The sequence below is a fragment of the Sporosarcina beigongshangi genome, from assembly GCF_033485195.1.
In the GTDB taxonomy this organism is placed as follows: domain Bacteria; phylum Bacillota; class Bacilli; order Bacillales_A; family Planococcaceae; genus Sporosarcina; species Sporosarcina beigongshangi.
On sequence record NZ_JAWLIR010000031.1, the window covers coordinates 86,382 to 106,251 of the forward strand.

The following is a 19,870-nucleotide window of genomic DNA, read 5'->3' on the forward strand; positions in this document are numbered from 1 at the left end:
CCTCCTTTGATTTTTTGTAAGCGGTTACGTGTGGAATCATAAAAAAGTCCACATTTAATCACCCGCTTTGTGCGGAATGAATAAATGTGGACCTCAATGCTCAACCACTTTTTATTAACCTATCCATAGTCTAGTAAAGATTCAAACTATTGTCAATACTTTTCTAAAAATAATATGAACATTACGCTTTTCTATCTTTCGCAAACGCTGCCCACAGCTGTTGATTGGACGTCGTTACAGCTTTTGCACCCGCATCCAATGCAGCACGGACATGGTCTTCTGACCGAATAAGTCCCCCACTAATAATTGAAATCCCCGTTCTTTCATGAACTTCACTAATGATTTGGGGAATGACACCAGGAAGAATTTCAATATAGTCTGGCTTCGTCCTTTCAATGAGCGAATAACTCTTTTCCAAAGCAATCGTATCCAATAAAAACATTCGTTGAATCGCAATAATCCCTTTGGCCTTCGCTTTCATAATCATATTCGACCGGGTAGAAATAATACCCGCTGGCCGAATATCATTACAAAGAAACTCTGCGGCAAAATCATCTGTTTTTAACCCTTGAATTAAATCCGCATGAATAATAATCTTTTTACAATAGCGATCTGCCTCATTTTTAATCGTTTTGAGATTACTTATATGCACTTCCAACAAGACAATATACTCATAGGGGCTGCTCAGCAATGGTTCGAGCTGCTTCAGATTACGCAAAGCAGGTAAGATTTTTTGTTCACGAAAAGGCATTGTATTTCCCCTCTCCCTCCGAGCCTTATTATACCTCGACCGCAGTCGTCGCACACACGATTTCTTGCTGTAATTCTTTCGCATAGCGTGTCTGCTGATCTGTAGTCCAGCCAAAAGTTGTCGCCATTTCTGCCATCACTTGCTCCTTCCATTCCATAACAGTAGCAATATCGAATAATAAAGCCCCCGTCCTTCTAATAAAGAAATCAGTTGGCTTAACGGCCATTTCATGATGAATCGCATACATTAATTGAGCATATAACACAGGGGGAAGCAACGTATCATTGACCTCCACATAACCAAACACCGTATCGACATTGGACCCATACATCTTCGCCAATTTGAGGCCTTGCTGTTCATTCAACCCTAAACGCTGCGCTTGCTTATTCTTGGCGTATAAAAATTGTTGCAGCCTTGCCGAACCGCCAACATCTCCGCCAGAAATCGGGAAATGTTTGGTGACACATGGACCAAATTGTTTATTGTCTGTTGCAGCCATATTTTCTACAACCATGCTCACTACGGTTTCTGCCATTTTACGATAACCCGTTAATTTCCCACCTGCAATAGTAATTAATCCTGTATCTGATTGCCAAATTTCATCTTTTCTTGAAATTTCAGAAGGGCTTTTACCTTCTTCGTGAATGAGCGGACGAATCCCTGCCCAGCCCGACTCAATATCTTTTTCTGCAATTTGTAAATCTGGGAACATATAGTGAATCGCCCCCATAATATACGCGCGATCATCTGTCGTAATCTTGATCGTCGCACGGCTCGCATCGTAAAATGTATCCGTCGTCCCTACATACGTTTTGCCATCCCGAGGAATTGCAAACACCATGCGTTTGTCAGGCGTATCGAAATAGACCGCTTGTTGCAATGGGAAGGTAGATTGATCGAACACCAAGTGGACTCCTTTGGATAAAATCAAGTGCTTTTCGCTCTTAGAGCCATCCATTTCTCGTACGTCATCTACCCATGGTCCTGTTGCATTGACAATTTTTTTTGCCTGCACTGACACTGTCTTATCCGTCAGCATATCCTTTATATCAGCACCTATTACCTGCTCCCTATCATCGTAAATAAACTGCGCCGCCTTGGCATAATTCGTAATCACTGCGCCATTTTCCACTGCCGCCTTGATTACTTCCATCGTCAAGCGTGCATCATCTGTGCGGTATTCCACGTAAACGCCACCGCCAAGTAAGCCATCTTTTTTGACAATCGGCACCTTACGAATGGTTTCTGCTAGCGACAGCATTGTTCTTCTTTCCTGTTTCTTAACACCCGCCAAAAAGTCATAAACACGCAGTCCAAATGACGTCGACAATTTGCCGAAGGTACCCCCTTTATGAAACGGTAATAACATCCATTCTGGCGTCGTCACATGAGGACCGTTTTCGTAAACAATCGCACGCTCTTTACCGAGCTCCGCCACTTCCTTAATTTCAAACTGCTTTAAATAACGTAATCCCCCATGCACCAATTTCGTCGAACGACTTGACGTACCAGATGCAAAATCCTGCATCTCCACGAGCGCCACCTTCAAACCGCGGGTTGCGGCGTCTAAAGCAATACCCGCGCCCGTAATTCCTCCACCAATGACGAGTAAATCGAATGATTCGTCTGCCATTCTGTCAAACGTAGCCTGTCTTTCTAGCGCCGAAAATGTACCCATATTAATCGTCTCCTTTTGCTGTCTATTTAGTATTTTATTTAACAAAAAGAGACCTGAACGCATACTACTGCATATTCGCAATAATGTCGTCAGGTCTCTCATTGGCTCAAACCGTTTCTATTAACTTAATTTCAGTCTAGCATATACAGACGATTTTGGAAACTCCCTCGCTTTGAATCGTTTTTCAATAGTGCCACATTTTTACTTCTTCAATCGTTAAATAGTGCTCGATACCATTCCGCTGCTGCGTCCACTTCTGTTCGCGTCAACGAATGACCATTCATTTCCCAATGCACCTTCACTTGTGCCCCTGCAGCTGTCAATAGTTCGTCCAGGTCCTCAGATTCCTCCGCGGAACACATCGGATCATTTTTCCCAGCGGCAATAAACACCGGAGTGCCAGTCAAATCTGGCAAGTCAATGCCACGCCTTGGCACCATCGGGTGATGTAAAATCGCACCTTTCAAAGCGCCTGCATAATGGAACAACAGGCTCGCCGCAATGTTCGCTCCATTGGAATAACCAATTGCCATGATATTCAATCGGTCGAAACCATATTTTTGAGCTGCTTCATCGAGAAACTCATTCAATTCCTTCGTTCGGAAAATCAAATCCTCCTCGTCGAAAACACCTTCCGCTAATCTTCGGAAAAAGCGTGGCATCCCATTTTCAAGGACATTTCCTCGCACACTCAGTACTGACGCTTCCGGGTCAATCAAATCTGCAAGTGGCAGCAAATCATTTTCAGTTCCACCTGTTCCGTGAAGCATTAGCAACACTGGTTTCGAAGCATTCGTTCCTTGTTTGAATATATGTTTCATGATCTATCACTCCTATTTCGGATAAAATACTTATCTTGAATTCAAGATAACTTTATCAAATAGAATTACAATTGTCAAAGAGCCTGCTTGGCATCGCGCTCACAGTTCCGACTTTTACTCTGACAATTAACCTTCAGCCAAAACTCGAGCAACGCCAATATTGCCAAGCGATGACCGGTGAAAGCCAGGCAAGGCCTTTACTTTCCGCCTGGTGAATCGGCAGCCACTCATTTCCTTCGCCGCGCATCATATAAACTTCGTGATGTGGCGCCTGGTCATGGTAACCTGTCATATCAAACGGTCCATCTCGTCGTAAAACAGCCTGCATTTCATAGTCTATTTTCGGTGCAGGCGTCAAGGGATTACCGACTGCATGTGTGAGTGTAAACCCCGATTCTCCCCGTCCATAATCCAAACGTTTCAAAACAATTCCTTCATGCTAAGCAGTCGCTTGTTCACGGAATCGCTTCAAACGACTATAGGCAATCGATGGTCCAACAGCTTTTGTAAACGTCAATGGCGCATTTGGCTGATCATATGCCAGTTCAATATGAACGCGAGTTCGAAAGCCCTCCCCATCTACATCAAAACCTCTGCCATCCCCTTTAAAATAATGATTCCATGCCAAGACATTTGGATTTTCCACCCATTTATCAGCCAAAAAAGTCGTATAGCGCAATTTCCATCTGTCCACATTCGGACGGCGAATTCGATCTTGAATAGGCGTCAATAATTGTTGCGGCTGCGCAATCCACTTTGTCACCTCAAACACCTCAACAGCCGCCTCTTCTTTCGATGCTACCGGATTCAACATACCAAAAATGGTTGAAGACATTGATTTACTCCTATTAAATCGGTCTTCCGATCTAGCAATCGGGCGCTTCAAACGAATGGTATAGCGATAGGTTTCATCCAATGAAAAATCCCGGTCGCTATAGTAATTCTCCTTCACTGTTTTCATATGCACACCATTTCGAAACACTTCATATTCATCTACATCGCTAATTTCCTCCCACGACAATGCGATTTGTGACCTCGCAACAATCGTTGTCATGACGAGCGATTGAAGGGGATTATCCTTACTTTTTTGTTCAGCAAACGCCGATGTTTGCAGCGCGATAACATCGACCACTTCGCCATCTTCCGTGCGTTCAATCGCGTAGTTATACAATCTTGCGTGCTTAAAATCACCGTCATTAAATTCGGGTACAGTTCCCTCGTAAACATGATTTCCATCTTTATAAACGTGATAAACCCCACCTATATCATTCCACGCGAATGATATAACATCTGTCTGATGCATAACGGTTTTCATTTCAAAAAACAATGCACTCACCTTCCTTATGCCAAGTGTGAGACATTTTAGCGTCAGCTAAACAGATATATTGAAAGTGGGGCTTACTTAAACACCCAATTATTTAACGATTCCTGCTCTCAATTCCTTGACCCCGAATTCCAAATAACCCTTTAAACAAGTTAGCATGTAAACCCAGCCCTCTTTGTTATCGATCAATTGACTTATAAATTCTTCATCATTTTCAACAAAACCCGACTCAACAACTTCAATGAGTGTGCTCGATTTATCCAGCTCTGTTAATGTAATCGTAACAATATGACCTTCCCCATTAGCACCCCATCGGAACACGATTTTCTGATTTACTACAATTTCCAATACTTCTATATCCCCTTGTGCATCGTATTCGTCATATCGCAATGTAATCGTCTTGCCTTGTTCCCATCTTTCAGAGCTCGACGAGAACCAAAAATTCCCGATTTTCGAGGGATCTACGAATGCTTCAAATACTTCATTGGCTGGCTTTACTATGTTAAATTTCGTAACGTTGTTCATAACCTGAACCCTCCTGCTTTCGATGTATTATCACTAAATAGCATGGTCAAAAGTTTACGCCTTTTTCCACACAGTCGCATACTTCTTTTTATATTTTGGATCCTCTTCTTGTTCAATTAAATCTAAAGCGATCTTCTTTATTTCCTCGTCCTTTATTTCATCATACAAATTCCGAAGACCTTGAAGAATATCATAACGAATTAATGTATAGTTTTTTTCATCCGTTCCATTTACAAACCGGTCGATTAGGCTTTTTACGACCAGCACTTTTTGCTCTGTGCCCGCTAGACCAATTCTCCAAACTGCTTGTAGAGTATGTCTTGCAGTGACGAATTTTTTATCTTTTGTTACTTCCCAAATCGCCTGATAATCAGCGAGGATTCGTTTTTCCGGGTCACTAATTGCTAACCGACAAAGGAATTGAGCACCTCTAGACCTTCGGTGATTATCGGAGTCTGTTAGCCACTCCTTTAATGAGTCCCAAACCTCATAGGCCCAATCTACTTCTTTACTTGTAGCCGCAACGATATTTTCAAAGGCCTCGAATTGAGCATCTTTGTCTTCGACCTCTAAATTTTCAAAATAAGATTGAATGATTTTATCCATGTTATGACGCCATCTCCTAACTAAGTTTTTGGTAATGTTTCTGGATCAATGCTACATTACTTTAGAAGCAGACTCTGTTTTTATTTCTCGTACAGGTGCCCCTATTATTGTATAGACAATTCCTCCGAAAATCAGAAGGATGCCAACCGTTTGTAAAATAGATGGATGGAAATCTAGAATAATGACATCCAATAGAATGGCAACAACTGGGTCGACAAATACTAAAGCAGAAATGACGACTGTCGTTAATTTCCGAAGGCTATTGAAAAATAAATAATAGACAAATCCCGTATGTATTAAGCCTGTCCCAATGATGTACAGCCAATTCGCATCACTTAACCCTATAAATACAGTAAAGTTCATAAACGGGAATAACATCAAAATGCCGATTGAAGTTTGAACAAATGTCATCGCGTACGCACTTAGTCCCGTGATTCCCTTCCCAATTAGCATCGTCATTGCATAGCACACAGCCGAGAGGATGGCCCAGCCAAAACCTGAACTAACGAAATCCGTCAGTGAAGTGAAACTTTGTATACCGATAATGAAGACACTTCCTAAAAAACAAGTAACAATCGCTAGCAAAGCCGTTACTGTCATCTTCTCTTTCAAAAACAAGCTCCCTATGATCAGCACGAAAATGGGCGCTAAATTATAGAGTGTAATAGCAACCGTAATGGACATTTCTTCGAATGCTTTGAATAAAAACACCCAATTCAAAACTAAGAAAACACCGCAAATAATCGTTTGTACAATTTCCCGTTTTCGCCAAACCTCCACTTTATGCTGACCTGCGACAATCCAACAAAAACCTAAAAAAAGTGTGGCACAAATACACCGAACAAATACCAATTCAGCCGCTGGAATCCCCGTCTTGCCCGTAAAAAATCCGATTGAACCAAAAATCGCCATCGCCAGTGTCATTTGTAGCATCGGAACTCCATTCATATTGATCACCCTATACTTCATTAATACTTTCATAATACTCTAACAATATCATTGTTAACAAACTTATTCACTGTAAGCGAAGCGGCAATTATAAAAGCCCCTACTTATATTAAAAGTGGGGGCTTCGGCTGAATTAAGATCAATCACGCCTCGGCGTAATTGCGTCCAGATTTTGAATTGAGCTTCCTCAATTGACTCCCTACAAAATCTGTGACATCCGCCGGAGGCTTTAACTTGATTTAGCCGGGGGGACCCCGGCTAAATCAAGTTAAATTTTAAAACGCAGAACCATCTCGTTCAATGCCTCTGAAATCTCGCTTAAAGAATGCGAAGCAGATTGAATTTCTTCCATAGAAGCTACCTGCTCTTCAGAAGCGGCAGCAATTTCATTTGTATTCCTAGCGTTTTCCTCAGATAATCTCGATACATCCTCATGTTTTTCAGCCACCATCTTGAAATCTGCAGTGAGCCGTTCAGTCGATGCGTCAATTTCCTGTATTTTTACGGATACATCGGAGATTGAATTCAATATTTCGCTAAATTGAACAGAAGTCGCCGTCGTTAAACGATTCCCTTCATTAACATTCTCTTTGACAATGTTAATGGTATGAACGGTATCATTTGTTGTCCCTTGTATGCGTGTGATTAATTGTCGAATCTCATTCGCTGATTGACTCGATTGATCAGCCAATGTACGGACTTCTTCTGCTACAACTGCAAAGCCTTTTCCATGCTCCCCTGCCCGAGCTGCCTCAATTGCTGCATTCAAAGCTAATAGATTCGTCTGTGCCGCAATGTCATTAATGATGGTTGTAATTTCTCCAACCTTTACTGTATCCTCAGCTAATGAGTTAATATTGTCATCTGCCTCAGCTACGGATTGGTGAATAAATTCCATAGATGCAACGATTTCCTCCACAGACTTCTCTCCACGACCGGCTTGCTCCGTCACTACAGAAGTGGCATCCGCAACCTTTGCTGTGCGAGATGTCATGCGAAGTAATCTTTGTAAAGACTCCTCAACAGCATGTGAGCTCTCATCAAGGAATTCTGATTGCTGATCCATGCTTGTAGAGATTGTTTGCAGGCGATCCGTTATATGATTCGCTGAGAATTTTGTTTCTTCTGCACTCGCCGAGAACTGTTGTGACGAAGCGGCCGCTTGCTGAGAAGATTCGCCAATTTGCATAATCATGTCTCTTAACGAACCAAGGAATTGGTTAAACGAGCCTGCTACTTCCCCCAATTCATCTTTACCTTTCACATGGATTGTCTTTGTCAAATCACCGTCACCGTTAGAAATATCATTCATTTGCTCCTTCAACTGACGCAAAGGAATGACAATGGCTCTCAAAAGGAGTGCGCCTACTATTAGGCCAAACAATATTGCTGCAACCGTAATGACAACCAAAATAACCAACCTTACTTTGGATTGATCATGAATACTCGTATCGACGTAGGCTGTCTCTTGATCCAATTCTGCAATAAAACCTTCGAAGGATGGATCTAACACTTCTTTGCGAATTCTTCGCTCTTCTCCAAAATGAATTTCTTTCGCTTTATCTGGACTTGTAGCAAACGTCTTGATAACCGATTGACTTTGAGACCAATATGTTTCATAATTCCTCTTTATTTCATCAACTCTCTCTTTATCCAAAGAGGTTTTGGATAGCTCACTTAATTTATCAAATTGAGCGAGTATGTCCATTGACTTTTCTTCCATTTGCTCCGCAAACGTTTCATCTCCCGTGATTAGCAGAGCTCTTTCATCGTTTGAAAGACCTGCCAGTCGATATTGAATATGCTTTGAAATAGTTTGCATGTCCATCAACGTATTCAGGTTCTTATTGCCTTCTACATTATCTTGTAAAGACCGTGTAGATAATATCCCCACAATCGAAATCGATAAAATCAAGATAGAAATCACAAGTATAAGCCGCGTCTTGATGCGCATATTTTCTCTCCCCAATCTGTTTTCATGGCTTTTTCAGGCCTAAGGAATTATATCAAATCGGGAGGAATAAAAGGGACCTAAGTATCTATTTGAAATAATTTTTACAAATCCTTTTCATATCTTGCACCCCTGCCACAATTCCTCTTTATCCTTTCATCCAAAAGCATAGTCATCAATCCAGATAAAAAAGTGCCTGTCCACATCGTAGGTTCGAAGGGTGGCAGGCACTAACTATTACTTTTGCGGTTCACTTTCTATTTGCTTCAGCAAAGTTGACATCACTTTTGCAGCTTGTGCACGCGTAGAAGATTCTTTCGGTTGGAACTTATTCCCTTCGCCCTCCATTATCCCTAGCGTATATGCTTTTTGAACAGCTTCACGTACATAATCACTCACGCTTTTTAGATCGTTATAGTTCTGTTTACCCGCCACTGGAACTGTTGTTTTTGTTGCAAATTCATATGCATTTATCGCCATCACAGCCATTTGTTCACGTGTAAGTTTTGCACTTGGATCAAATCGTCTTTCTGATTTACCGTTACTAATTTTCGCTTCAAAAACAGCTTGTACCCCATCCTGCGCCCAGCTTGGAACATCAGAAAATTGTTGACCATTAGAAGCGGGCTTTAAATCAAGGGCATTTGCTAACATAACCGCAAACTGTGCGCGCGTTACGGATTCTTGAGGTGCAAAAGTCGTTTCCGTTTTGCCTCTGATAACTCCGCGTTGGTACAGGTCATTAATAAATGGATGTGCCCAGTGGCTCTCTCCAACATCTTCAAACAAATTCGATTTGTTCATGTCTTTTCCGCCAAATTCATAGATTGCGACAGTGCCGGACACTTCATGAGTCGCCGCTAATAGGGCATGACCTGTAGGGCTCTTATCAGCTGAAATAAAGCGCAAGCCTTCAGGTGATACATCCCCTTTAATATCCCCACTATAATCCCTACTTGTTATAAATGTAACGAATTCGGGTTTCAATGGGTTTGCGAGGTCATAGACCATAATTCCGCTCACTCGCTCCAAAGCGATAAATGCATACTGTTTACCGTCAATTTCTCCACTGACAACAGTTTCTGGTTCTGGACCTTTTGCCGAGCTCCGTTTGTCGTAGGCAATTTCCTCGTTATCCGTATTAAAAAACTTAGGAAGTGCCTCAGCTGTAATTTTCTCGAATTCACTTCCACTATCAAAAACGAGCTCCATTGTTTCAGCATTAAAGATCGAGAAACTGCGTCCGCCGTACGAATGAAGGGCCTCGTAAGAACCATCTGCAGTCATACCTTGCTCGAGTGTAATTTTTGTTTTCTTCATTTCATCAAATAATCCATCTGCCACTAACTGATCGAGTTCTTCTTGGGTGAACCCTTTATAATGATTGGCATTCAATTTAATCTTATCAGCGATATCACCGATTTCCGCCTCTTCAGAATACGGATCGTAATCTCGGGCGTCTCCTTCATTAGGTGTTAAAATATACGTTTTTCCACCGGAGGTAAACGTATCAATGGCATCTGGCATGTAAAAACCTAGAAGTGGAAGGCGTTCAATTGTTGTTTCATCATTGCGCTTCCCATCGAGCTCGTTCCCAGGAATGGAGTGGTCCTTCACCCCAAGCCCTTTCACATGAAGGATTTTTTCTGCTACAAGGTCAACTGTAGCGATGGCATTATTTTCTTGCATCGATACATACGCTAGTTTACTGTCTTCTGAAACCGCTACATATTCAGGCTCCAATTGTTGAAGAACTGTGCCTTTAGAATTCACTCGAACTTTTCCATCGATTTCTACATCTTTAAATGAAAGCGTATTTGCTGTGAAATCACTTGGTTCTTTCGTGACGTCAATGATCGAAATCGTACCTTCCGGATCAACCGCGTAATCATCACTCGGCTCTCCTTCATTTGCAACGATGGCCTTTGTTCCGTCCGGTGTAAATGTCACCATGTCAGGCAACGAACCGACTTGCACGTTCGATATGTATGCCCCGTCTTTCGATAGAAAAACAATATAACCAGGGTCTGTTTTCGGATTGCTCACAACAGAAACAGCAACTAAATCTTTTGTCGGGTGTGATGCCACGCTCGTAATATCTGTTACATTTTCAATTCCAAACTCCGCTAAAAATATGCGTTTTAATGCTCTTACTTTTGTAAATTCACCAGACGTTAATGATTCAAAAGAAAGAATATCAATTCCAGATACGACACCATTTGTTACAAAGGCACGTTTTAGTGTCTCATCATAAGCCATAATTTCAGTACCGCCAATGCCTACAGTGCTGTCATATTGACCAATTTGCGTCACCTTCAAATCATCCCCTTTATATTGAAATAAAGACGATTGTTCCGCAAATACATTATGTGGCTGACTTGCACCAAAAAGAATACTCGCTGCCGCAATGCCTGTAATTATTTTCTTTCTCATTGTCATCTGTTTGCCCTCCAAATATGTTATCTTCCTATCACCAATTCTAGCTGTCTATTATTAAGCTAGTATTAATTTATTGTGTTTTTTCATGCGTAGGTGCCAGAAGCGTTTAGTAACTTTTTATTCGGAGTGGCAAAACGACAAACAATCGTTTTATACCTTGCTAATTGTCCGAATTATGTTATAGTTGTGATGAAAATCGAATATTTATCGCCACTAGGGGAGTCTTGTAAAAGGCTGAGACGCATATAGATATGCGGACCCTTGGAACCTGATCTGGATCATACCAGCGTAGGGAAGTGGGACCGCGCTGTTTATTTATGAACCAAACCATCGTGGGCCGCTTCCTGAGCTAATTCAGGAGGCGGCTTTTTCATTTTCAATATAAGAAATATAGGGAGTGGACAGGATGACATTTTGTGAAGAAGTGCGGTCAGAATGTGATGCGTTATGGCAAGGGAGTTTTGACCATCCATTTGTCAAAGGAGTTGCGGACGGCACGTTGCCGTTAGATGTGTTCAAGTTTTATGTGCAACAGGATTCTTATTATTTATCACATTTTGCAAAAATCCAGGCGCTTGGTGCAGTAAAAGCACAGGATTTATTGACAACACAACGTTTTGCAGCTCATGCGGAGCAGACGTGTAGTGCAGAAATGTCCTTGCATGAGTCTTTTTTCGGCATGTTAGGAATAACCGAGGAAGAACGCTCGACGTTCCAACCTGCACCGACAGCTTATCAATACGTTTCGCATATGTACCGTGCAGCTCATGAAGGTGATTTGGCGGATACACTTGCTGCATTGTTACCGTGTTACTGGTTGTATTATGAAATTGGCGAAAGACTCAAAGACGCGAAACCAAATCACCCTGTTTACGATAAATGGATTCAAACATACGGTTCAGAATGGTTCGCGGAGCTTGTACAAGAACAAATTTCTCGGATGAATGAACTTGCGGAAGCCGTTTCACCTGAAAGACGTACTCAGCTTAAAGAACATTTCCGCAAGAGTAGCTATTATGAATGGCAGTTCTGGGAAATGGCCTGGACACAACAACAGTGGGCCATTCACTCATACGAAGTGGCGGCAAGCCAATGATACAAAAACTACGGGACAATCAACCACTCATACACTGCATCACAAATATTGTCGTTGCTAACTTCCAAGCGAACGGTCTTCTAGCACTCGGCGCTTCTCCTGTCATGGCGGACGCCGTAGAGGAAGCTGCCGAAATCGCTAGCATCTCGTCTTGTACCGTGCTGAATATCGGTACATTAAAACGAGAAACCGTAAAAGCGATGCTGCTTGCTGGAAAAAGTGCCAATCAGCATGGAAAACCTATCGTCCTCGATCCTGTCGGTGCGGGAGCGACCGCTTTTCGTAAAGAATCCGTTTTAGGGATTTTAGATGAAGTCGATGTCACGCTCATCCGCTGTAATGCGGGTGAGCTGGCGGCGATTGCGGGTGCAAACTGGGAGGCGAAAGGCGTCGATGCAGGTGAAGGTGAGGCAGATTTGACGGCACTTGCAGAAGAAGTTGCGCATAGGCATCATTGTATCGTTGCCGTTACTGGCGTGGTCGATATTGTCACCGACGGCAACAAAACGCTTCACATTACAGGCGGGCATCCATTGATGGCCAAAATTACAGGTAGCGGCTGCCTACTAAGTGCCGTTGCAGGGGCATTTTTGGCTGTCGCCAATGGAAATCAGTTAGGTGCAGTGGTAACTGCATGTACTTTTTATAAACAAGCTGGACAACAGGCGGCTGAAAAATCCGAGGGACCTGGCGATTTTCAAGTTCAGTTTTTGAATGCTCTTGGAGGTGAAGCCGGATGACAGCTATCGCTTTAACAGTTGCAGGCTCCGATAGTGGGGGCGGCGCAGGCATTCAAGCCGATTTGAAAACCTTTCAAGAGTTAGGCGTCTTTGGTACATCTGCCTTGACAGCTGTAACGGCACAAAACACACTCGGCGTACACAGTGTTTATCCGATTGATGCGGCTGGTGTGACCGCACAAATACGGGCAGTACTAGACGACTTCAATGTTGGAGCAGTGAAAACAGGCATGCTGTTTTCTGCAGACATCATCCGTGCTGTGGCAGAAACACTACAATCATACGACTCCCCCACGCTCATTATCGACCCTGTCATGATAGCGAAAGGTGGCGCTTCACTTTTATTAGAGGAGGCGGTCGATGCATTGAAAACATTTTTAATCCCAATGGCGTCTGTCATCACACCGAACATTCCAGAAGCGGAAGTGCTTGCCGGGATGACAATCGAATCGGATGAAGATATCGAGGAAGCCGCGAACCGCATTTTGCAGCTAGGAGCAGGAGCGGTTGTCATGAAAGGCGGACATCGACAAGGGGCTCACTATGCGGAGGATTTATTGTTATCTGCAGATGGTGAACGCCTTGCCCTTCGTTCCGAATGGATCTACACCCAAAATACACATGGCACTGGCTGTACCTTTTCTGCTGCGATTACCGCACGGGTTGCGCAAGGCATGCCCATTTCCAAGGCGGTTATCGATGCCAAACGGTTTATCCAAGCAGCCATTTCAGACGGGCTAACTCTTGGCTCGGCAGGACATGGACCCACCAATCACTGGGCATATCAACAACAGAATGCAGCGGCGAAAAAGGAGGCAGTGTTCATTGATTAAACAACAACTACAATTGTATTTCATCATGGGCAGTGTCAATACCGGGGTGTCTGACCCGCTGAAAGTATTGGAGGAAGCACTGCGGGGTGGCGTAACTTGTTTTCAATTACGGGAAAAAGGCAACAACGCTTTAGTTGGTAATGAAAAACGGGCATTTGCTGAAGCCTGTCAAACACTTTGTCAGCACTACAATGTGCCATTCATCGTCAATGATGATGTGGAGTTGGCAATTGCCATCAATGCAGATGGCGTGCACGTCGGACAGGATGACGAAACAGCCGCAATAGTACGGGAGCGGATTGGTAAAGATAAAATACTAGGCGTTTCCGTGCACAATGAGTCTGAAATGTTAGCGGCAATCAAGGTGGGTGCTGATTATGTTGGAATGGGACCAGTCTATATAACTTCATCCAAAGCAGACGCAAAACCCGTCAGCGGGACAGCTCTTATCCAACAAATGAGTAGCCTTTATCCCGCTATGCCGATTGTCGGGATTGGCGGCATTACAGTCGCTAACTTTGAACCAGTCTTAGAAGCAGGTGCTTCGGGCGTCTCCATTATTTCAGCCATCGCCTCAGCTATTGATCCCTATATCACAGTTCGCCGTTTCAAGATTGCGATAAGCAAGGAGGTTTTTTCATCATAACAACTAGAAAAATGGTCATTATGACGATGTTCGTTGCCATTGCGGTTGCCGGCTCCACATTCGTATCATTCCCAGCAGGCATCGCACGCGCCTATCCTGTTCAACATGCGGTCAATGTCGTTGCCGCTATTATGCTTGGACCTATCCCCGCCGTCATGATCGCCTTTGTGACCGGGCTCGTTCGCCTCCTCACTGGCACGGGCTCATTGCTCGCATTTCCAGGTGGTATGATTGGGGCTTTCCTAGCTGGCATTTTGTATAAGCAGTTCGGCAAAACTTGGCTCGCAGCCATCGGTGAAGTCATCGGGACCGGCGGCATTGCGTCACTTATTGCCGTTCCCTACGCCAAAATACTAATGGGTACAACAATGACTGCGTTCTTTTTTGTACCGCCATTTCTTGTATCAAGTATCAGTGGTGCAGCACTTGGTTTAGTGCTTGTCGTACGGTTACAACATACGCGGGTTGGCGGTAGGATTGGGGATACTTTGTAGATCTATTTCAATAAAAACAAGCAGCCGCCTCATTATAACTGGGCGGCTGCTTGCTCAACGTAAATATTTACTTGTGAAATCTATCGTTTCCCAAAATTATTTCCCAGGTAGTTCTCTCAACCGCCTACTCAATTCATTAAAAACCTTATCCAACTCCACATACTTCTTATCCCCCGGCCTCATCAAACTCAACTGTCCAAGCACCGCCTGTAATTCTGTTTCCAGACGCAATCGCTCCTGCGCCGTTTCTTCCGGTCGCACCATAGTCCCACGTGCTTGCCACTCCGCCAACGTCATTGGTACTTTTCGTATCGTTCCCTTGTTAAATACCAATAACCCGCCTGCCATCCGTTCCGTAAAATAACGGTCATGTGAGGCAAACAACAGCGTTCCCGGAAACGACTCCAACGTCTTTTCAAGTTCTTCCCTCGATGGTAAATCCAGATGATTCGTCGGCTCATCCAACACCAATACATCTACTCCTTCAAGGATAAACTGCATCAGCTTCACCTTCACGCGCTCCCCCATACTTAACGCCGACAATGGTAATTGCCAATGCTCTTTCGTAAACCCAAGATTCATCAAATTGGTGCGAATCAATCCCCGTTCCTGAAACGTATCGACATAAAAATACTCCGCCATCGTCATGTCCTCAGGCAAATCCAGCACCGTCTGACTCAAATAACCAATCGTCATTCCAGCCGTTGTCCATAAGTCTCCATCATACGCCTCTTCACCAAGTATCATCCGAAATAGTGTTGATTTCCCGGCACCATTCGAACCAATAAGACCAATACGCTCACCAGCCTGAACTGTAAACGACACATCTGCAAACAATTCCTGCCCCCCAAATACCTTTCGAACCCCCTTCAACTCCAGCACCCGTTTTCCTTTCTTCTTGCGCCCCTTGACGTCAAAAGACACGCCAATTTCGTCTTCTGGCTTATCGATACGATTTTTCTCCAATTCTCCTTCCAGCCGCTTTCGTTTCGAGCGAATCTGCACGTCACGCTTTTTCGCCTTCATCCGAAAGTATTCCTTTCCTCCCATCACTCCTCCGCCCTTTTTCGTCGATTCCGCATGCGCCTTCGCTGACCAATTTCCTAACGCCTCAATCTGTTCCTCCACTAGTGCAATTTTCCGTTGCTGCTGCTCGTAATGCTTCTGTTGCGCTTCTCGATCCGCCTCTTTCTTCTTGCGGTAATCCGAATAATTCCCCGTATACACCGTCAATTTGCCGTGCTCAATCTCAAAAACAATATCCGCCGTTCGGTCAATGAAATGCCGATCATGCGAAACAATCATATACGTCCGCTTACCTTCATTAATAATCCGAATCAATTCCTCCACACTGTCACTGTCCAAGTGATTCGTCGGCTCATCCAACAAAACAAGCTGACTCTCATCAGCAAGTGCCACCGCAAGCCTCATCTTCATCCGCTCACCACCACTTGCAGACACATACTCCGCCCGCTCCGGCAACTTCCACTTGCTACGATACAAATGCATCTCTGACTGTTCCCAGTTCACTTGCCCCTCGTCTTCCTGCTCCTGCCTGGAATACGTAATAGACGGTGCCTTATTACTCCAACCAATCGAGCCCGAAGTCGGTAATATCTCCCCTGCCAACAGCGATAACAATGTCGTTTTACCCGCACCATTCGCACCAACAATGGCAATACAAGCTCCCTCCGGAATATCCGCAGACAACCGATCCAAAATCACCGTCTCACCGTATACAACTGACAATTGATGCAATGTTCCTAAAAGCATAGCCATTCCTCCAAGTACGGAGAGATTAAAAAATCCCTCCGAAAAAGTAATCGGAAGGATTAGTCGCTATGTGCCCAAATCAAATACGCCTTGGCGGATTTGCGTCCAGATTTTGAATTGAGCAAAGCTCAAGTAACTCCCTTCAAAATCTGTGACATCCGCCGGAGGCTTTAACTTGATTCAGCAGTGAACTTCTGCTGAATCAAGTTAAAAGTTCTCTAAAAAAACCCGTTGCATGCGCAATGAGAAATGAAATGACTTAAAAGTAGACAGACTAATCCTATTTTCCGTATGAAGATAAAAAATTCAATTTCTCGGAATCAAAGATTAGTTATCCATCGTCCACCCGTCATTCCCTTCTCAATCAATTACAGAAAGTATATCATAGTATTACGGGTATTAAAAATTAATGCCAAATCCTCTTCACTTCGGCTCCATCATCCGTAATTCGCACCCGATATACATCCGGATTCGACAGTGCTTGCCACCCCTCAAAACTAAACTGCTCATCATAACGCTTTAACAACAACGCCATCAAATTCCCATGCGTCACAAGCACAGTTCGGGAGCCAGCCCCTAGCTCATCAACCACATTACATGCGCGTGACATTGCTTCGCTAGAAGACTCCCCGCCCTCATATTTCAAGTCTTGGTCAGAAAAAGTATCCTCCAGCTTCACCAACCAATCTCCGAAATCACGTGAACTTAGCACACGCTCCGTAAGTCGGCTATCCACTTCTACATGCAGCTTTTTCCTTTCAGCAATTGGCCAAGCTGAGCGTCGTGCCCGCTTGAACGGACTCGAAATAATACGATTGACCTCAATCCCGTCAAAAAATTTCCCAAGCTCTTCGGCCTGCAAAACACCTTTAGCGGTCAAATCCGCATGCGGCGGTTGCCCTTCCGCTGAACAATGGCGCACAATGTAAATTATTTTCTCCAAAATGCCTCTACCCCCATTCGTAAAATGTCTACCTCTCTATTCTTTTTCCCTTGTAATCTTCGATAAAACATCAAAAATTGGTTATAACAACATCCACCCGTCGATTCCTTTTCAATAAAGTTGTTGGTGTTTCACATAAAGTCCCTATTCAATCGTTTACTTCACTAACCATAAGGGAACAATACATGTATATCAACTAATCGAAAGAAGGCGCATCACTATGCATGAGCATGATACGGATCATAGACCTTACAACCCTGACAAATCTATGTGGCTCAGTCTTTTAGGGGCTTGTATTATTATCGCCGGCGTCATCATAAATGATCTAATGAGATAACAATTCCTACCACTCCTAAACAGGCTGACATGCAATCAGCCTGTTTTAAATTTGACTCTAAACGCTTAAATTGTTCTATCAAACAATGTCTGCTAAGCTATACTCAACAAATAAAGTACAAAGGAGCAACACATGACTAAAAAAATAATTTTCTTCGATATAGACGGTACATTATACGATCACGATAAAAAACTACCTGCTTCAACCAAAAAGGCCATTCTCCAATTACAGGAAAAAGGACATGAGGTAGCGATTGCCACAGGACGCGCGCCATTTATGTTTGAAGATTTACTAGAGGAACTCGGGATTGAAACATTCGTCAGCTACAACGGACAATATGTCGTATTTAAAGGCGAACCAATTTATAAAAACGCACTAGACAAAGAGGCACTTCTTCGTCTAGCCGCTCTTGCAGAAGAGAATAAGCATCCCATTGTCTATATGGACCACGAGGACATGAAAACAAACACATTGGACCATGAACATATCGCTGCGGGTATCCAGTCGTTGAAAATCAGCCACTTCCCAGCACATGACCCAGCATTTCATGAAGGACGCGAACTCTATCAGTCACTATTATTTTGCCAGGATCCCAAAGATAAGGAATATGAAAAATTATTTCCCGAATTCGATTTCATCCGCTGGCATCCATTCGCTGTCGATATCATACCTGCTGGAGGTTCGAAAGCAAAAGGCATTCAAAAAGTTATCGATCAGTTAGGTATCGCCCCTGAAAATATTTACGCATTCGGTGATGGTTTAAACGACGTCGAAATGCTTAAAACCGTTGTCAATAGCGTTGCAATGGGCGACGGAAGGGAAGAAGCAAAAAAAGCAGCAAAACATGTCACAACAAATGTCACCGAAGACGGTATTGTCAACGGTTTAAAGATGGTTGGTTTACTCGATTAACAATAGAAGGTCCCTCATTCTAAAAAGTCTTTTAGAACGAGGGACCTATTTTATTCTGCCATATCCTCTTCAATCCGCTTGATAAATTCCTCCGCAGCACTATAACCTTGCTGGTGAAGATACCAGTTATTCGCCGCCGCTTCAATCAAGCTCGCAATATCACGACCAGGCTGGAGTTGTATTTGGATATACGGAATTTTCACGTCCATGTATTCCACAAATTTGTTCTCCAATTCTAACTCATTATTTAACGCATTGTCTTCCCACTCAGTCAATTCAATATCCAGTGCAATTCGCGTTTCTTCTTGGAAAGCAGCTTGCCCGTAAAGACGCACTACATTTAACAAACCAATGCTACGCAGTGCAAGGAATTCTTTGTTTTTTTCATCATGCGTACCAATAAGCGTTTGGGGACTCAGCTTTTTCAGCACGACGATATCGTCCGCGATAAGCCGATGTCCACGACAAATCAACGTATGCGCCGTCTCACTTTTACCTAAGCCAGACTTACCACGCAACAAAATTCCAATCCCTGATACATTGAGGCAAACGCCATGTACCGCAATTTCTGGAGCCATCGCTTTCACTGTATATGCATCCAACTTGGCGACCAACTCACTCATGGAATCCCCAGTTCGTAACACAGGAATTTTTCTTGCTCACAATACTCAATCAAGCCCAATGGCTCCTTTTGCTGAGACGTAATGATCATACAAGGCGGAGCATATTGAACAATATTAGCAATCCGTAACTTTCGTTCTTCAGCTGTCAGCGTATGCAAATAGTTCACTTCATTCTTGCCTAGCACTTGGATGTATTCCATTCCCATGAAATCGAATTTATCCATAAACTCTAACCCAGGACGACGGACTCTAGTTCTTTTTATCACACGCTGCAATTGGTCCTGTCCGCTCAACACTTCTAACGAAAACTTTTGGCTAACCTCTTCAATCGTAATGGTCCTCATGACAGCCCTCTATTCTTCTCCATTATTGAACTACCCCCACCTTCACTTCATTTAGAAGTGGGGGATTCCTAAGAACACCTTCGTAA

General features: G+C 43.4%; 18 protein-coding genes, 1 pseudogene and 1 riboswitch. Of the genes and pseudogenes, 6 read left to right on the forward strand and 13 right to left on the reverse strand.

What is annotated here, in order from left to right:
* Positions 1-181: 181 nt before the first annotated feature.
* The 10 genes from R2B77_RS13840 to R2B77_RS13885 form a co-directional block, all read right to left on the reverse strand.
* The gene (locus R2B77_RS13840; protein WP_203247826.1) at positions 182-751 is read right to left on the reverse strand and encodes a glycerol-3-phosphate responsive antiterminator; all 570 of its coding nucleotides are present in this window, start codon (positions 749-751) and stop codon (positions 182-184) included.
* Positions 752-779: 28 nt separating this feature from the next.
* The gene (locus tag R2B77_RS13845; protein ID WP_203247825.1) at positions 780-2,429 is read right to left on the reverse strand and encodes a glycerol-3-phosphate dehydrogenase/oxidase; all 1,650 of its coding nucleotides are present in this window, start codon (positions 2,427-2,429) and stop codon (positions 780-782) included.
* Positions 2,430-2,638: 209 nt separating this feature from the next.
* On the reverse strand, positions 2,639-3,250 hold the full coding sequence (locus tag R2B77_RS13850; protein WP_203247824.1) for an alpha/beta hydrolase: 612 nt from the start codon (positions 3,248-3,250) through the stop codon (positions 2,639-2,641).
* A gap of 133 nt (positions 3,251-3,383) precedes the next feature.
* On the reverse strand, positions 3,384-3,674 hold the full coding sequence (locus R2B77_RS13855; RefSeq protein ID WP_322555726.1) for a DUF3238 domain-containing protein: 291 nt from the start codon (positions 3,672-3,674) through the stop codon (positions 3,384-3,386).
* 15 nt (positions 3,675-3,689) lie between these two features.
* Entirely contained in the window at positions 3,690-4,577 is an 888-nt protein-coding gene (locus R2B77_RS13860; protein WP_203247822.1) for a hypothetical protein, read from the reverse strand.
* A gap of 87 nt (positions 4,578-4,664) precedes the next feature.
* On the reverse strand, positions 4,665-5,099 hold the full coding sequence (locus R2B77_RS13865; protein ID WP_203247821.1) for an SRPBCC family protein: 435 nt from the start codon (positions 5,097-5,099) through the stop codon (positions 4,665-4,667).
* 54 nt (positions 5,100-5,153) lie between these two features.
* Positions 5,154-5,705, reverse strand: a complete 552-nt coding sequence (locus tag R2B77_RS13870) for a hypothetical protein (RefSeq protein ID WP_203247820.1) — start codon at positions 5,703-5,705, stop codon at positions 5,154-5,156.
* 51 nt (positions 5,706-5,756) lie between these two features.
* Positions 5,757-6,653 (reverse strand): DMT family transporter, encoded by an 897-nt coding sequence (locus tag R2B77_RS13875; RefSeq protein ID WP_203247819.1) that lies wholly within the window; start codon positions 6,651-6,653, stop codon positions 5,757-5,759.
* 268 nt (positions 6,654-6,921) lie between these two features.
* On the reverse strand, positions 6,922-8,607 hold the full coding sequence (locus R2B77_RS13880; RefSeq protein WP_203247818.1) for a methyl-accepting chemotaxis protein: 1,686 nt from the start codon (positions 8,605-8,607) through the stop codon (positions 6,922-6,924).
* A 234-nt stretch (positions 8,608-8,841) separates the two neighbouring features.
* Positions 8,842-11,043: a choice-of-anchor I family protein gene (locus R2B77_RS13885; RefSeq protein WP_203247817.1), complete on the reverse strand. Its 2,202-nt coding sequence runs from the start codon at positions 11,041-11,043 to the stop codon at positions 8,842-8,844.
* Positions 11,044-11,248: 205 nt separating this feature from the next.
* Positions 11,249-11,355, forward strand: a riboswitch (TPP riboswitch).
* Positions 11,356-11,449: 94 nt separating this feature from the next.
* Between R2B77_RS13885 and tenA the strand changes: the two genes are divergently transcribed.
* From tenA to thiW, 5 genes are read left to right on the forward strand one after another with little or no spacing between them, the layout of a single operon-like run.
* Entirely contained in the window at positions 11,450-12,139 is a 690-nt protein-coding gene (gene tenA, locus R2B77_RS13890) for a thiaminase II (RefSeq protein WP_203247816.1), read from the forward strand.
* Positions 12,136-12,879 (forward strand): hydroxyethylthiazole kinase, encoded by a 744-nt coding sequence (gene thiM / locus R2B77_RS13895; protein WP_203247815.1) that lies wholly within the window; start codon positions 12,136-12,138, stop codon positions 12,877-12,879. Before tenA ends, thiM begins: the two co-directional genes overlap by 4 nt.
* Positions 12,876-13,712: a bifunctional hydroxymethylpyrimidine kinase/phosphomethylpyrimidine kinase gene (thiD, locus tag R2B77_RS13900; RefSeq protein WP_203247814.1), complete on the forward strand. Its 837-nt coding sequence runs from the start codon at positions 12,876-12,878 to the stop codon at positions 13,710-13,712. Before thiM ends, thiD begins: the two co-directional genes overlap by 4 nt.
* Positions 13,675-14,358 carry a thiamine phosphate synthase gene (thiE, locus tag R2B77_RS13905; protein WP_203247813.1) on the forward strand — a complete coding sequence of 228 codons (684 nt, stop codon included), beginning with the start codon at positions 13,675-13,677 and terminating at the stop codon, positions 14,356-14,358. The genes thiD and thiE overlap by 38 nt, the downstream gene beginning before the upstream one ends.
* On the forward strand, positions 14,355-14,852 hold the full coding sequence (thiW, locus tag R2B77_RS13910; protein ID WP_322555728.1) for an energy coupling factor transporter S component ThiW: 498 nt from the start codon (positions 14,355-14,357) through the stop codon (positions 14,850-14,852). The genes thiE and thiW overlap by 4 nt, the downstream gene beginning before the upstream one ends.
* A gap of 96 nt (positions 14,853-14,948) precedes the next feature.
* Here the strand turns inward: thiW and abc-f are convergent, their stop codons facing one another.
* Both abc-f and R2B77_RS13920 read right to left on the reverse strand, forming a co-directional pair.
* Complete coding sequence (abc-f, locus tag R2B77_RS13915; RefSeq protein ID WP_203247811.1) at positions 14,949-16,625, reverse strand: ribosomal protection-like ABC-F family protein; 1,677 nt, start codon at positions 16,623-16,625, stop codon at positions 14,949-14,951.
* A gap of 406 nt (positions 16,626-17,031) precedes the next feature.
* Complete coding sequence (locus tag R2B77_RS13920; protein ID WP_203247810.1) at positions 17,032-17,568, reverse strand: histidine phosphatase family protein; 537 nt, start codon at positions 17,566-17,568, stop codon at positions 17,032-17,034.
* Positions 17,569-18,037: 469 nt separating this feature from the next.
* Here R2B77_RS13920 and R2B77_RS13925 point away from each other — a divergent pair, with 469 nt between their 5' ends.
* On the forward strand, positions 18,038-18,817 hold the full coding sequence (locus R2B77_RS13925) for a Cof-type HAD-IIB family hydrolase (RefSeq protein ID WP_203247809.1): 780 nt from the start codon (positions 18,038-18,040) through the stop codon (positions 18,815-18,817).
* A gap of 50 nt (positions 18,818-18,867) precedes the next feature.
* Here the strand turns inward: R2B77_RS13925 and hprK are convergent.
* Positions 18,868-19,784, reverse strand: a pseudogene (hprK, locus tag R2B77_RS13930) (HPr(Ser) kinase/phosphatase).
* Positions 19,785-19,870 lie beyond the last annotated feature (86 nt).